Origin of the sequence: Brevibacterium sp. FME17, from assembly GCF_014897515.1 — a bacterium.
Classification (GTDB): domain Bacteria; phylum Actinomycetota; class Actinomycetes; order Actinomycetales; family Brevibacteriaceae; genus Brevibacterium.
Window position 1 is genome coordinate 227743 of record NZ_JABUYD010000001.1, and the last position, 13254, is coordinate 240996.

Annotated in this window: 11 protein-coding genes; all 11 read left to right on the forward strand. The window is 60.6% G+C overall.

Annotation, left to right across the window (positions count from 1 at the left end; translation table 11 throughout):
- The first annotated feature begins 24 nt into the window (after positions 1–24).
- On the forward strand, positions 25–1314 hold the full coding sequence (locus tag INT40_RS00970; protein WP_226830492.1) for a DUF4190 domain-containing protein: 1290 nt from the start codon (positions 25–27) through the stop codon (positions 1312–1314).
- Positions 1315–1499: 185 nt separating this feature from the next.
- The gene (gene thrS / locus INT40_RS00975; protein WP_193095280.1) at positions 1500–3506 is read left to right on the forward strand and encodes a threonine--tRNA ligase; all 2007 of its coding nucleotides are present in this window, start codon (positions 1500–1502) and stop codon (positions 3504–3506) included.
- Entirely contained in the window at positions 3503–4102 is a 600-nt protein-coding gene (locus tag INT40_RS00980; RefSeq protein ID WP_180958914.1) for an HIT family protein, read from the forward strand. Before thrS ends, INT40_RS00980 begins: the two co-directional genes overlap by 4 nt.
- Positions 4099–6177 (forward strand): alpha/beta hydrolase family protein, encoded by a 2079-nt coding sequence (locus tag INT40_RS00985; RefSeq protein ID WP_193095281.1) that lies wholly within the window; start codon positions 4099–4101, stop codon positions 6175–6177. The genes INT40_RS00980 and INT40_RS00985 overlap by 4 nt, the downstream gene beginning before the upstream one ends.
- Before the next feature lie 223 nt (positions 6178–6400).
- Complete coding sequence (locus INT40_RS00990) at positions 6401–6880, forward strand: NUDIX hydrolase (RefSeq protein ID WP_193095282.1); 480 nt, start codon at positions 6401–6403, stop codon at positions 6878–6880.
- A 103-nt stretch (positions 6881–6983) separates the two neighbouring features.
- Entirely contained in the window at positions 6984–7736 is a 753-nt protein-coding gene (locus tag INT40_RS00995) for a YebC/PmpR family DNA-binding transcriptional regulator (RefSeq protein ID WP_193070459.1), read from the forward strand.
- Positions 7737–7757: 21 nt separating this feature from the next.
- Positions 7758–8354, forward strand: a complete 597-nt coding sequence (ruvC, locus tag INT40_RS01000; protein WP_101570347.1) for a crossover junction endodeoxyribonuclease RuvC — start codon at positions 7758–7760, stop codon at positions 8352–8354.
- A 650-nt stretch (positions 8355–9004) separates the two neighbouring features.
- Positions 9005–10840, forward strand: a complete 1836-nt coding sequence (locus tag INT40_RS01005) for an HNH endonuclease signature motif containing protein (protein WP_193095283.1) — start codon at positions 9005–9007, stop codon at positions 10838–10840.
- Positions 10841–10923: 83 nt separating this feature from the next.
- Complete coding sequence (gene ruvA, locus INT40_RS01010; protein WP_257930066.1) at positions 10924–11520, forward strand: Holliday junction branch migration protein RuvA; 597 nt, start codon at positions 10924–10926, stop codon at positions 11518–11520.
- Positions 11521–11555: 35 nt separating this feature from the next.
- Complete coding sequence (gene ruvB / locus INT40_RS01015) at positions 11556–12599, forward strand: Holliday junction branch migration DNA helicase RuvB (RefSeq protein WP_193070588.1); 1044 nt, start codon at positions 11556–11558, stop codon at positions 12597–12599.
- Between the two features lie 81 nt (positions 12600–12680).
- Positions 12681–13238 (forward strand): preprotein translocase subunit YajC, encoded by a 558-nt coding sequence (locus INT40_RS01020; protein ID WP_319021910.1) that lies wholly within the window; start codon positions 12681–12683, stop codon positions 13236–13238.
- Positions 13239–13254: the final 16 nt, after the last annotated feature.

Genomic DNA, 13254 nt, shown 5'->3' on the forward strand with positions numbered 1-13254 from the left:
ATCGACGAATACTTCGGAGCACTCATGTCTACTCCTCAGAACCCGTATGAACCGAATGACGGTTCTGGAAATCAGAACCCCAACGGTCAGGGCCCCGACAATCAGCCGCCCAGCGCTCCTAGTTTCTCTGGAGATCAGAACAGCGCGCCTCAGTACGGCTCACAGAACGACCCGAACCAGCAGCCCCAGTACGGCTCACAGCCCCAGTATGGTTCGCAGCCTCAGTACGGTCAGCCGATTGACACGGGAGCGCCAAGCTACGACCAGAATCAGGGTGGCTACGGCCAAGGCTACGATGCCAACGCGCCGGGCTACGACGCCAACGCACAGGGCTACTACGGTCAAGACCCCTACGGCCAGAACCAGGGCGGCTACGGCCAGGGTTATGACACCAATGCACAGGGTTATGACGCAAACCAATACGGTCAGCAGCCTGCTTATGCCGGTGCTGACGGTTCTTCGGACCAGTTCATTCCTGCCAACCCCAATGCGAGCTACGGTTCGTATTCTGCTGGCCCGGGCAACAACAAGTCGAAGAACATCTGGGGCATTCTCGCTCTTGTCGGTGGCATCGCCGGTATCGTCCTGTCCATTTTCTTCGGGATCGGATTCCTCTTCGGAGTTGCTGGTGTGATCTTCGCGTTCGTCGGTCTCTCCTCGATCAAGAAGGGGGTGGCCAACAACAAGGGCATGACTATTACCGGCATGATCCTCAGTTTCATTGCCATCCTGTTCTCGATCATCTCTGTCATCGTCACCTTGATCTTCGGTGGCATGTTCATCACCGCGATCGGCGAAGCTGCCGATGCGCAGTCCTCATCCCCAGCACCGGTCCAAGGCCCCTCTGACCCAGCACAGGATCCCAGCGAGGGTGCAGGTTCATCTGACGACAGTGAAGAAGCTGCTCCTCCTGTCGAGGACGGCGGGGTCGAGATCGGCACCGATCTGACCGCGGCCATCGCAGTGAAGCCGGGTACCGTGGACGAATATGCGGCAGGAGCCGAAAGCACCAAGGGTGAGGTCGCAGTCGTGACTGTGACCGTGAAGAACAGCGGGAGCTCAGACGCCGATCTGGGGCTTGCCCGAGTCACGGCCGATAACGGTGCCGGCAAGGAGTATAAGGACGTCTTCGACGGCTCCAAGAATTACTCAGGTGGCTTCGCATTCAGCGAGCCGGTCCCCGCGAATGGAGAGAACACTGTCCAGCTCGCGTTCGCAGTGCCGTCGGCTGAAGTCGACAAGGTTCACCTGAAGCTCTCACTGACCGAAGATCTCGGTAAGGGCAAGGACTTCGAATTCAGCAAGGCCGCGTGATGTGGCTCGGGGCGGTGCGCCGATCCCGAGCCACATAGGCGCGAACCGCGCAGACATCGAAAATTGCATACGATTCATCAGTTGGGTGGCGGTCTCACGACTGCCACCCAACTGATTTCGCACCGCCGATTAGGTATTAGACTCTAGGGGCGAGGCACCCCAACACAGACGAACGGAGAAGATCAGTGGCTGACAGCATTGACTGCGCGGGAGAGACCATTCCTTGGAAACAGGGGTTGACTGGCACGGAGATCTTCTCCACGGACCGCACAGTCGTTGCAATGTGGCTCGACGGACAGCCCGTCGATCTCAGTCGCGAACTCGCCGCTGGTGACCAGATCGCTCCGATCACCATCGATTCTCCAGCCGGACTCGACATTCTTCGCCACTCGACCGCCCACGTCACAGCCCAGGCTGTCCAGGACCTGTTCCCCGACGCGAAGCTCGGCATCGGCCCCTACATCACAGACGGCTATTACTTCGACTTCGACGTGGCCGAGCCCTTCACCCCCGAAGACCTCAAGGCGATCCAGAAGAAGGCCGCCCAGATTGTGAAGTCCGGCCAGAGCTTCAACCGCGTCGTCGTCACCGAGGACGAAGCCAAAGCGCGCATGGCCAACGAGCCCTACAAACTCGAACTGATCTCCGACAAGGGTGCAGGCTCCGACGATTCCGCCTCCGTCGAGGTCGGTGCCGGCGAGCTCACCGTCTATGAGAACCTCGACCGCAAGGGCGAGATCGTATGGCAGGATCTCTGCCGAGGACCGCACCTGCCCACCACCAAACTGATCGGCAACGGATTCACCGTCACCCGCTCCTCGGCGGCCTACTGGCGCGGAGACCAGGCCAATGCCAGCCTGCAGCGCGTCTACGGCACCGCCTGGGCCTCGAAAGAGGATCTCAAAGCACACCAGGACCGCCTCGCCGAGGCCGAACGCCGTGACCACCGCAAGCTCGGCGCCGAACTCGACCTGTTCTCATTCCCCGAGGAACTCGGTTCCGGCCTGCCCGTCTTCCACCCCAAGGGCGGTGTCATCAAGCGCGAGATGGAGGACTACGTCCGCGCCCGCCACATCGAAGAAGGCTTCGAATACGTCGGCACCCCGCACATCTCGAAGGAAAACCTGTACTACACATCGGGGCACCTGCCGTACTACGGCGAGAACATGTTCCCGTCGATCTCCGTCGACGAGGTCCGCGACGAGTCCGGTGAGATCGTCAAGGAGGGCACTCCCTACCGCCTCAAGGCGATGAACTGCCCCATGCACAACCTCATCTACCGCTCGCGCGGCCGCTCATACCGTGAGCTTCCCCTGCGTCTCTTCGAGTTCGGCACCGTGTACCGCGACGAGGCCTCCGGAGTCGTCCACGGCCTCACCCGCGTGCGCGCACTGACACAGGACGATTCGCACTCCTATGTGGCTCAGGAAGACGCCGCCAAGGAGATCCGCCACCTCCTCGAATTCGTCCTCAGCCTGCTGCGCGATTTCGGACTCGATGACTTCTACCTGGAACTGTCGACTCGCGACGAAGACGGGAAGAAGAAGGACAAATTCATCGGCTCGGATGAGCAGTGGGCAGAAGCCACGCAGGTTCTCGAAGAGGTCGCGTTGGAAACCGGACTCGAACTGGTTCCCGACCCGGGCGGAGCCGCGTTCTACGGCCCCAAGGTCTCCGTCCAGGCCCGCGATGCCATCGGCCGGACCTGGCAGATGTCGACCGTTCAGCTCGACTTCAACCAGCCCGAGCGCTTCGGTCTGGAGTACCAGGCCGCCGACGGCACCCGCAAACAGCCCGTGATGATCCACTCGGCGAAGTTCGGCTCCATCGAACGGTTCATGGGTGTGCTCATCGAACACTATGCGGGTGCGTTCCCCGTCTGGTTGGCACCTGTGCAGGTCACCTGCATTCCCGTGGCCGAGGAATTCAACGACTACCTCGCGGAGGTGGCCTCACAGCTGCGCGCCGCCGGAGTGCGCGTGGAGATCGACGACAGCGACGATCGGTTCCCGAAGAAGATCCGCAACGCCTCGAAGTCGAAGGTGCCCTTCGTGCTCATCGCCGGTGGGGAGGACCGCGACGCAAATGCCGTGTCGTTCCGTTTCCGCAACGGTGAACAGGACAACGGCGTATCCGTCGCCGAGGCGGTCAGCAGGATCGTCGAATCCATCGAAGCCAAGGCCCAGGTATGACGGAGAAACCACACAACCACCTCGGCGAGGGCAGCTCCGATCCTTGTGAGGGCATACCTGAACCAGAGGCGGCTGCAGGCTTTCCCGGCGAACCTGATGGCTTCCAGCGGCTGTGGACACCACATCGGATGGTCTACATCGGCGGACAGGACAAACCCAAGGACTCCGGAGTCTCCGAATGTCCGTTCTGCACGGCACCGACGAAGTCCGATGAAGAGGGCCTGATCGTGGCCCGCGGTGACGAGGTGTACGCGGTGCTCAACCTGTATCCGTACAACCCGGGCCACCTCCTCATCTGCCCCTATCGTCACGTCGCGGACTACACGGAGCTGACCGAGTCGGAGACCGCTGAACTCGCTCACTTCTCGCAGAAGGCGATGACCGTCATCCGCGCCGTGTCATCCCCGGACGGCTTCAACCTGGGAATGAACCAAGGTCCCGTGGCAGGTGCCGGAATCGCCGCACACCTCCACCAGCACATTGTGCCCAGATGGGGCGGGGACTCGAACTTCCTGCCCGTCGTGGCACAGACCAAAGCTCTGCCGCAGGTGCACGCTGATGTGCAGGCAGCGCTGTCAAAGGAATGGAACAGATGAACCCCGAAGATCTCGACGCCCTCGCCGAGTACTCATCCCCAGTGATACGCGGCAGCGAAGCCGTCATCACAATCACCCGTCCCGACCTTGAATCCAACAGCTACCTCTCGCAGCTGTTCGCGCTGTCAGGGGAGTCCTCGCGACGGTTGACCCACAACTGGCGAGACTACGCACCCGAGGTCCGCACCAATTGGTCCGGATATCTGAGCGCGGCCAAGAAGGAATCCGGTCAGCTGTTCGTCGGTTCCAGCCTCGAAACTGCTCATCGGATCACGGACAATCACCTCGGCGTCTCCGAATTCGCACTCGATGATGACGGCGCACGAGCTCTCTACGTCGCCCGGGTCGCTGAAACGGGACGCTACGGTCAGGACGAGGATGTTCCCGCCAGCGAGGAAGCGCCACGGCGAATCACCTCGGCGGCCTACCTGAGCAATGGGCTCGGCTACACGAACAACCGTCCGGCGCGAGCATTCCTCGTCGATCTCGTCGAACCGGGGCTGGGCAAGTCCGGCATTGCCGGCGGTGCCGAAGTCCCGTTGTCCACACTCTTAGAGACCCCGGAATCCGACGTCCACGACCCGCAGTTCTCACCGAGTGGCACCAGAGTCAGTGTGGTCTCCTCGCTGGCGCCTGACCACGGCGAGCCTGACCTGCGCTCTACCGTGTGGCTGCTCGGCGGAGAACGCCCCGAAGCGTTGACGCTGCCACGGATGAGTGTGAACCTGCACCGGTGGATCGACGAAGAGACCCTGCTGCTCATCGGCAACGAACTGACCCGAGACGAACTCGACTTCGTCGGGCAGATGCCCGGACTCTTCGTCCACGATCTGACAGCCGGTTCGACACGGCGTCTGACAGACCCTGAGACCGTCTCAGTCGCCTCGATCCGGCCTCAGATCGCCGGTACCGGCCATGGCACCGGCCACGGCAGTGGTGTCCGCGGAGATGCGCCTGTCATCGCTGTTGTGGACACGGACGGAGCCTCACGGATCATCTCGATCGAACTGGCGGCGGAGAACCGCACGCTGGACGAGCTGGACTTCCTCACGGACGAAACAGCCGTGGTCAACGGCATCGATGTCGACGGCGACAGCCTAGTTTGGACAGGGGACACGCCCACCAATCCAGCCGTGCTACACCGAGTGCGGCTCTCAGCCGACGGCACGAAAGCCACGGGCACAGGCGGGGACATCACCGCCACGGACGCCGGCTCGACCACGACAGACGACGGCGCGGTCAGGGCACACCCAGCGCCCGCGAATTCCGTCCTCCCACAGCTTCTTCGAGTCGACGGTGAGGGCGGGCCCATCACCGGGTGGCTGGCGAAGCCCAGCGGCCCAGGACCGTTCCCCGTCATTCTCAACATCCACGGTGGACCGTTCGCGCAGTACACCCACGGGTGGTTCGACGAAACCCAGATCCTCACCTCGGCGGGCTATGCCGTGGTCTACGCAAATCCGCGCGGCTCCGGCGGACGCACTCGTACGTGGGGGACAGCGGTTCAGGGGGACATGGCCGCCCCAGCAATGGCCGACGTCCTGGCCGTCCTCGACCACGCATTGGCCGGCGATGCAGAGCTCGACTCCAGCAGCCTCGGCGTCCAAGGCGGTTCCTACGGCGGCTATCTCACCGCGATGATCACCGCCGACGATCACCGCTTCCAGGCGGCGATCGTCGAACGTGGCTATCTCGACCCCGACAGCTTCGTGGGCACCTCCGACATCGGACGCTTCTTCACAGAGGAATACACCACTCGTGATGCGCAGGCCATTGCACGGCAGTCGCCGTTGGCACATGCCTCACAGGTGCGCACACCCAGCCTCGTGATGCATTCGGAACTCGACTTCCGGTGTCCGCTCGAACAGGCACAGCAGTACTATGCCGCACTGCAGCGAGCGGGTGTCGACACAGAGCTGCTCATCTTCCCAGGCGAGAATCACGAACTCTCACGCGCGGGCCAACCTCGGCACCGTCGGCAGCGCTTCGAGGCGATGCTCGACTGGTGGGATCAGCATCTGGGGGGAGACGTCGATGCGAATCTCGACGACGAAGCCACCTCGGCGATCCGCTGAACCATGGCTGACCACAGCGCCTCAGAGGCGATCCCCTTACCCCGCCTGCACCTGGTGAGAACACGTCCCAAGTCGGTGATTTCTCACATTGAACGCCACCAGCTTGGTGGAGTGAGCACTACCCGATATCGTTCTGTCGGTTACGATTGCGGTCTTGCTGGTTGCTTGCCGCTTCACTATTCTGCACAGACTGCTTCCGTCCATAGCCAACTCCTGGAGAACCATGAAACCGCGTAAAGCCTCACGGGTCGTATTACTCAATGAGCGCGACGAGGTTCTCCTGATTCGAGCCCAGGACCTGCTCACGCCCACCCACCAATGGTGGATGACCTGCGGTGGAGGATCCGAGCTGGGTGAATCGGCGGCGCAGACCGCAGCACGTGAACTCGCAGAGGAGACCGGAATCGAATGCGAACCCGGCGAACTCATCGGCCCCTTGGCCACACGCGACGAGGTCTTCGAATTCACGGAGAAGTCGCTGCATCAGCAGGAAACCTATTTTGCATTCCGCACCAGCGAGGACATCGAGCTCGAGGACGCCGTCTGGACGGACATCGAAAAGCGCAGTCTGCTCGAATTCCGGTGGTGGTCCCGCGAGGAGCTGACGGCCACGACGGAGACGATCTACCCGAAGAATCTGCTCAGCCTCATGGATCTCGTCACGGCCGGCTCTGTGCCCGAGGTTCCTCTCGTCATCGACTGAACACCGTGGTGCATGCGTGGTGCTCCCGAGACGGCAGAGCGGGGCACATAACGGGCATTGAGCGTATAGACTCTAGGGGCTATATCTAAAGGAAGGAACACCAGTGTCAGGTCATTCCAAGTGGGCAACGACTAAACACAAAAAAGCCGCCATCGATTCTAAGCGGGCGAAGCTCTTCGCCAAGCTGATCAAGAACATCGAGGTTGCCGCTCGAAACGGTGGGCCTGATCTTGAAGGCAACCCGACGCTGTTCGATGCGGTTCAGAAGGCGAAGAAGAACTCTGTTCCCGCCGACAACATCACCCGTGCGGTCAAGCGCGGCGGCGGCCTCGACGGTTCGGCCGTGAACTACGAGAACATTCTGTACGAAGGCTATGCCGCCGGCGGTGTCGCACTCCTCATCGAATGCCTGACCGACAACCGCAACCGTGCAGCCTCGGAAGTCCGAGTGGCAGTCACGCGCAACGGCGGTACTATGGCAGACCCCGGTTCGGTCACGTACAACTTCGACCGCAAGGGTGTCATCATCGTTCCGGCTGAAGGAACCGACGAAGACTCCATCGTCCTGGCGACCCTCGACGCCGGTGCCGAAGAGGTCAAGGACGAAGGTGAGAACTTCGAGATCATCTGCGAAGCCACTGACCTCGTTGCCGTGCGTACAGCACTTGTCGATGCAGGCATCGATTACGACTCGGCCGAAGCATCGTTCGTGCCCGGAATCGAAGTCAGCCTGGACGCGGAAACAGCCACCAAGGTCTTCAACCTCATCGACGCGCTTGAAGACAGCGACGAGGTACAGAACGTCTACTCCAATGCTGATGTCAGCGACGAGGTTCTTGCCGAACTCGATGCGTGATGGCATCGAACATGGTTACCGATGAGAATCCTCGGCGTTGATCCGGGCCTGACCCGGTGCGGGCTGGGTGTCATTGACACCCAGCCCGCCCGCAAGGTCAAAATGGTGTCAGTCGATGTGCTGCGGACACCATCCACGGATTCCGTGGACCTGCGTTTGGGCGCCCTTGCCGAGGCGTTCGACAGCTGGTTGGACACGTACCGTCCCGATGTCGTCGCCATCGAGCGCGTGTTCGCTCGCAACGATGTTTCCACGATCATGGGCACTGCACAGGTCTCGGGTCTGACGATGGGCCTTGCCGCGAGACGTGGACTGCCTGTGGCCATGCACACGCCTTCCGAGGTCAAAGCCGCCATCACCGGATCGGGACGCGCTGATAAGAAGCAGGTCACGAACATGGTGACCCGGATCCTCGAACTCGACGCGGCACCTAAGCCGGCCGATGCCGCCGACGCTCTCGCGATTGCTATCTGCCACTCATGGCGCGGGGCGCTGAGCGGACAATCGACCCCCGGAGCGAACAAAGACCTCAACGAGCGCAAGAGCGCTGGCCGCCAAGGTGCAGGTATGACGAAGGCACAGGAGCAGTGGGCCAAGGCCCTTCGCAACTCCAAATAGCGTCATAGCGGTTTTGCGTCCTGCTGGTGTTCTGCCGGTGTTCTGCTGTGCCGTGATTTTGGCACTTCGTTTCACCGTCATTCTTTTCTGTTCACCGTCATTTCGTTTCGCAATGCGAGGCAGGTGTGGCGGCTATTTTTGTTTGGAGTGCACGAGCCCGAGAATCCGGGTACCGGGAATCTGCACCCGGATCTCGATGTAGTGGGTTGGTTGTGTGTCTCTCTGTCCCGAGGTGCTCGTTGTTCTGTGTTCGCAGTTCTATTTGCCCTGGGCAGATACTGATTGGAGGCAGCTGCGATTCGAACACACTAGAAAGTGATAGAAACTATGACCGAAGAATCGAATATAGGTCTGTACAAGTGATGTTAGCGCTATTATAATGAGATTAATCACGCAACAATGTTGTTGACGAACGGACGCACAGGCGATGACTCTCACCCCCGACCAGACGCCAGGAAAGAGCGGCAAACGCTCACTTGGTGCTGCTCGGCGGAAACTTGGTGCGAGCCGGCACGGATCTGACGCGGTGGCGGGGGAGTCCGTTGCCGGTCGAAACGAACCATCGGCGGCGCCGGCGACGGGATCAGAGCCGACATCGCTTCGTGAGCAGCTCGAAGCCGCTGGAATGGACCTGACTGGCAACCCCCCTGGTGGGGAAGCTCGATTCGATCGCCGCGGTTCCCGTGAGGCCCCTAGAGGACTGTGATGATGAGCAGATTCCTCCCGGCGATTCTGCCGTGGCGGAGGCGCAGCTTGCTTCTCTGGGCGATGCGGAGACATTCGATTCAGATGCTGGCACGCCCACGGACGGCAGCGGCAGCGAACAATCCACACCTGGAGATGGAAGTGAACCAGCTGCCACGGTTCCTCACCCACTCCTGTCCGAGACCGAATGGCGTGACCTCGACCGACTTGCACCTGAACTGACCCACAGCATCAGTGGTCTCACCATTCTCAAAGACGAACTGCTGAGTTTCTCACGCCCTCTTGGGCCCGATCAGGCGATGACAGTTGTCAATGGGATCGAAACCGCCACCCGCATCCTCGAGGCGATGTCGGCCGTTGCACTATCGGTCTACGACCGGTGTGGGACGCCCGCCGACTACGGGGCAAAGACGACGAAGGCGCTGGTCCAGAACCGTTTCAACCTGACCGGCTATGAAGCCAACCGACGCACCGAGCTCGCCAAGAATCTTGGCAGCCGCGCATATATGACGGGCCAACCCAGAGAACCCGTCAACCCCATCGTTGCGAAGGCTCTGCACGCTGGAGTGCTTTCGGCAGGTCAGGCGACCACGATCAACGACTGCCTGTCCAAACTGCCGTTCTGGGTATCGGCCGAAACTCGCGACACAGTGGAATCAGACCTCGTGGACAAAGCGCCGCGTGTTCGGGTCTCAGATTTGAAGACGATCTTCGCCGCTATTCTGGACCGTCTCGACCCCGACGGAGAAGAGCCGAAGCTCCCGCCGGATCGTGGGCGCTGCTACGTCAACGTTCGAGCCCGCGATGACGGGACCTGGGTTCTCAGAGGACTGCTGGATCCTGTATCGGGGGGAGTCCTGAGCGGGTTGCTGACTTCGCGCACACTGCCTGGAAGCAGTTCGAAAATCGGGCAGGGTGCGCCGGGACCCGTAGAAGATCTGCAGGAACAAGGCAATGAGCGGGTAACCACGAACGACGAGGATCTCGACGAGCCCGAGTTCGATATCTTCAGAGCAGTTCTGGCCGGAGAAGTCGCGGACGCTCCACTGGCAGATCATCTGCGAAACGAGAAGTCCTCAGGCTTCGGCGTACGCGAAGACGGCACACCGATCGATACGGGTACGGGCCAAGGCACAGTGAGGAACCGAATCTACGAACGCTTCGCAACAATGATCTCCCGCGTCGAAATGGATCGGATAGGCCGTGGTTCACCATTCGCCCTGGTCGTCACAGCGAAAGCCGAAGACATCACGTCCGGAAAAGGACGCGCATCCACCGGCTGCGAAGCCGAATTTCCGCTATCAACGGCAGCCAGCGAAGGCTTGAACGGATCAGTCTTCTTCCACCTGATGTCGGACAAAGCCAAAACGATGGAAATCTCCACCGAAGGCCGATATGCCACGAACAGGCAAGTGGCAATACTGGCGGCCAGAGACCAAGGCTGCACATTCCCCGGATGCGACGCACCGCCGGGATGGTGCGATGCTCACCACATCGTGCCCTGGGCCAATGAAGGCAAAACTGATATAAACAACCTCACATTGGCATGCGGGCTGCACCACCACCTGATCGACAAATCAGACTGGTATGCCCGAATGCTCCACGACGGCCGTCCCGCTTGGATTCCGCCGCCCAGCATCGACGTGGAACGGCGCCCGATCCTGCATTCCAGGTTCGTCGCGCAGGCGATCATCGATGGACTCTCCGGCGGGGAAGGATTCCCGTCCCAAAAGTTGGCTGATGATGCCTTCAACGCTGTCTGCAACAGGGCGGTGCCTTGATATCGTCGGTATGTCGAGGCCGGTTCCGGAAGACCAACTGATAGCCTGGATTCGTACAAGTGTTCCCACACGAAAGGCAGGCCGTGATCAGTTTCCTCAGCGGTACGGTCCATCGCATCGCAGCTGACCACCTCGTCATTCTCACCTACGGTGTCGGACGCAAGGTCAACGTCACGCCGGACACCCTTTCAAACACTCGCCATGGTGCGAACATCGAGCTCGTGACCACCCTTGTCGTGCGTGAGGACTCCATGACTCTCTTCGGGTTCGGAACTGAAGACGAGAACCACACCTTCGAAGTGCTGCTGTCGATCTCCGGAATCGGTCCGCGCCTGGCGATGGCGATCCTGTCCGTAATGGGACCGGGAGAACTGGCGGCCGCGATCTCGAACCAGGACGCCAACGCGCTGACTCGAGTCCCAGGCATCGGCAAAAAAGGTGCCTCCCGAATCATCCTCGAGCTCGAAAACAAACTGCCGAAACTCGCCGCATCAGACCCGGGCCCCCAGCTGTCCTTCGGCGGAGCGAACCAGCAGGTCGTGGATGCACTGGTCGGACTTGGCTGGAAAGAGTCCCAAGCCGCTGATGTCGTGCAGGAAGTCGTCAACGATCTTGGCCAGAATGCTGGCACGTCGGAGCTCCTGAAGGCTGCGCTCAAGGTCATGGGTGCCCGGAAGTGACAAGCTCCTACGAGGACGGAAGCACCTCCTATGAAATGGAATTCGGCGATCAGGAGCTGACTGGCGCTGAAGAAGAGCGTTTGGTCTCTGGTCGCGCCGAGACCGCAGAGCGCGATGCAGAAGCTGCGCTTCGTCCCAAGGGACTGCAGGATTTCATCGGCCAACCTCAGGTCCGCGAACAGCTTTCCCTCGTGCTCGATGCCGCGAAAGCACGAAACAGGGCCCCCGACCATGTGCTGCTCTCGGGCCCTCCTGGACTGGGAAAGACCACATTGGCGATGATCATCGCGCATGAGATGCAATCGAGCCTGAGGGTCACCTCAGGGCCGGCAGTTCAGCATGCCGGAGATCTCGCCGCGATCTTGTCGTCTCTGGAAGAAGGCGAAGTTCTATTCATCGACGAAATCCATCGCATGGCTCGTGCCGCAGAAGAGATGCTCTATGTTGCGATGGAGGACTTCCGCGTCGACGTCATCGTCGGCAAGGGCCCCGGCGCCACAGCAATTCCCCTCGACCTGCCGCAATTCACCATGGTCGGAGCCACGACCCGCTCTGGCCTGCTCCCCGCGCCGTTGCGTGACCGGTTCGGATTCACGGGACTCCTGGACTTCTACTCCAGCACCGATCTCCTGACCGTGCTGAAACGATCAGCTCACATGCTCGGAATCGAAGCAGATCTCGCAGGTTTGAAAGAAATCTCAACGCGATCTCGCGGCACACCACGTGTTGCCAATCGACTTCTGCGCCGAGTCAGAGATTGGGCGCAGGTGCGCGGAACCGGCATCATCGACGAAGCTGCGGCACTCACCGCACTCAAGGTCTACGAAGTCGACGAGCTGGGCTTGGATCGACTCGACCGTTCCGTGCTGCAGGTGCTGTGCAAGCGTTTCGGCGGGGGACCGGTTGGCCTCGGCACTATCGCTGTTTCCGTCGGAGAAGAGGCCGATACCGTTGAAACCGTCTCGGAACCTTACCTTGTTCGAGAAGGTCTGATCAGCCGAACTCCGCGCGGTCGCGTCGCGACCGCGGCAGCCTGGAAGCACCTTGGGATGCAGATCCCAGCAAACTATGAGTTCTGATCCCGGCAATTGAGTTCGCCTTGAGTACTTAGTACGAACTAAGGTAGTGGACTGGTTCGTTCTTATGAAAGGTAGATACCTGTGGATTTATTGATCCCTCTTGCGCTTGCTGCGCTGCTTATTTTTTTCCTATTCAATTCTCGGCGTAAGCAGAAGGCGCGTGCAGAGCAGATCAAGACGGGACTCGTCCCCGGAGCTACTGTGATGACAACGTTCGGTGTCTTCGGAACCGTTCTGTCCATCGACGAAGAAAACAACCAGGTCACTCTCGAATCTGGCCCCGGCACCGTCCTGCGCGTGCACCGCCAGGCAATCGGTCAGATCAACAACCCTGAAACCGAAGGCGCCGCTGCAGACGGTGCGGTTGCAGGTTCAGCCGACGTTGCCGACGACGCTGAGAGCAGCGATGCTCCGGCAATCACCGACGCGGAACTCGACGCTATGAATGAGCGCAAGCGTGCAGAGGGAACGACCGGCGAGACAGAGCTTCCAGCAGACGACGTCGTCGACTCTGACGCCGAAGTGATCTCAGACGCCGATGAGCCTAAAGCCGACGACGGTGCGGATGACCTCGGTGAGGCTGATGCTGATGCATCGGACATCGATCCTTCCGATCCTGAGAACAAAAAGAAGAACTGACTTCGCTCACTGCACT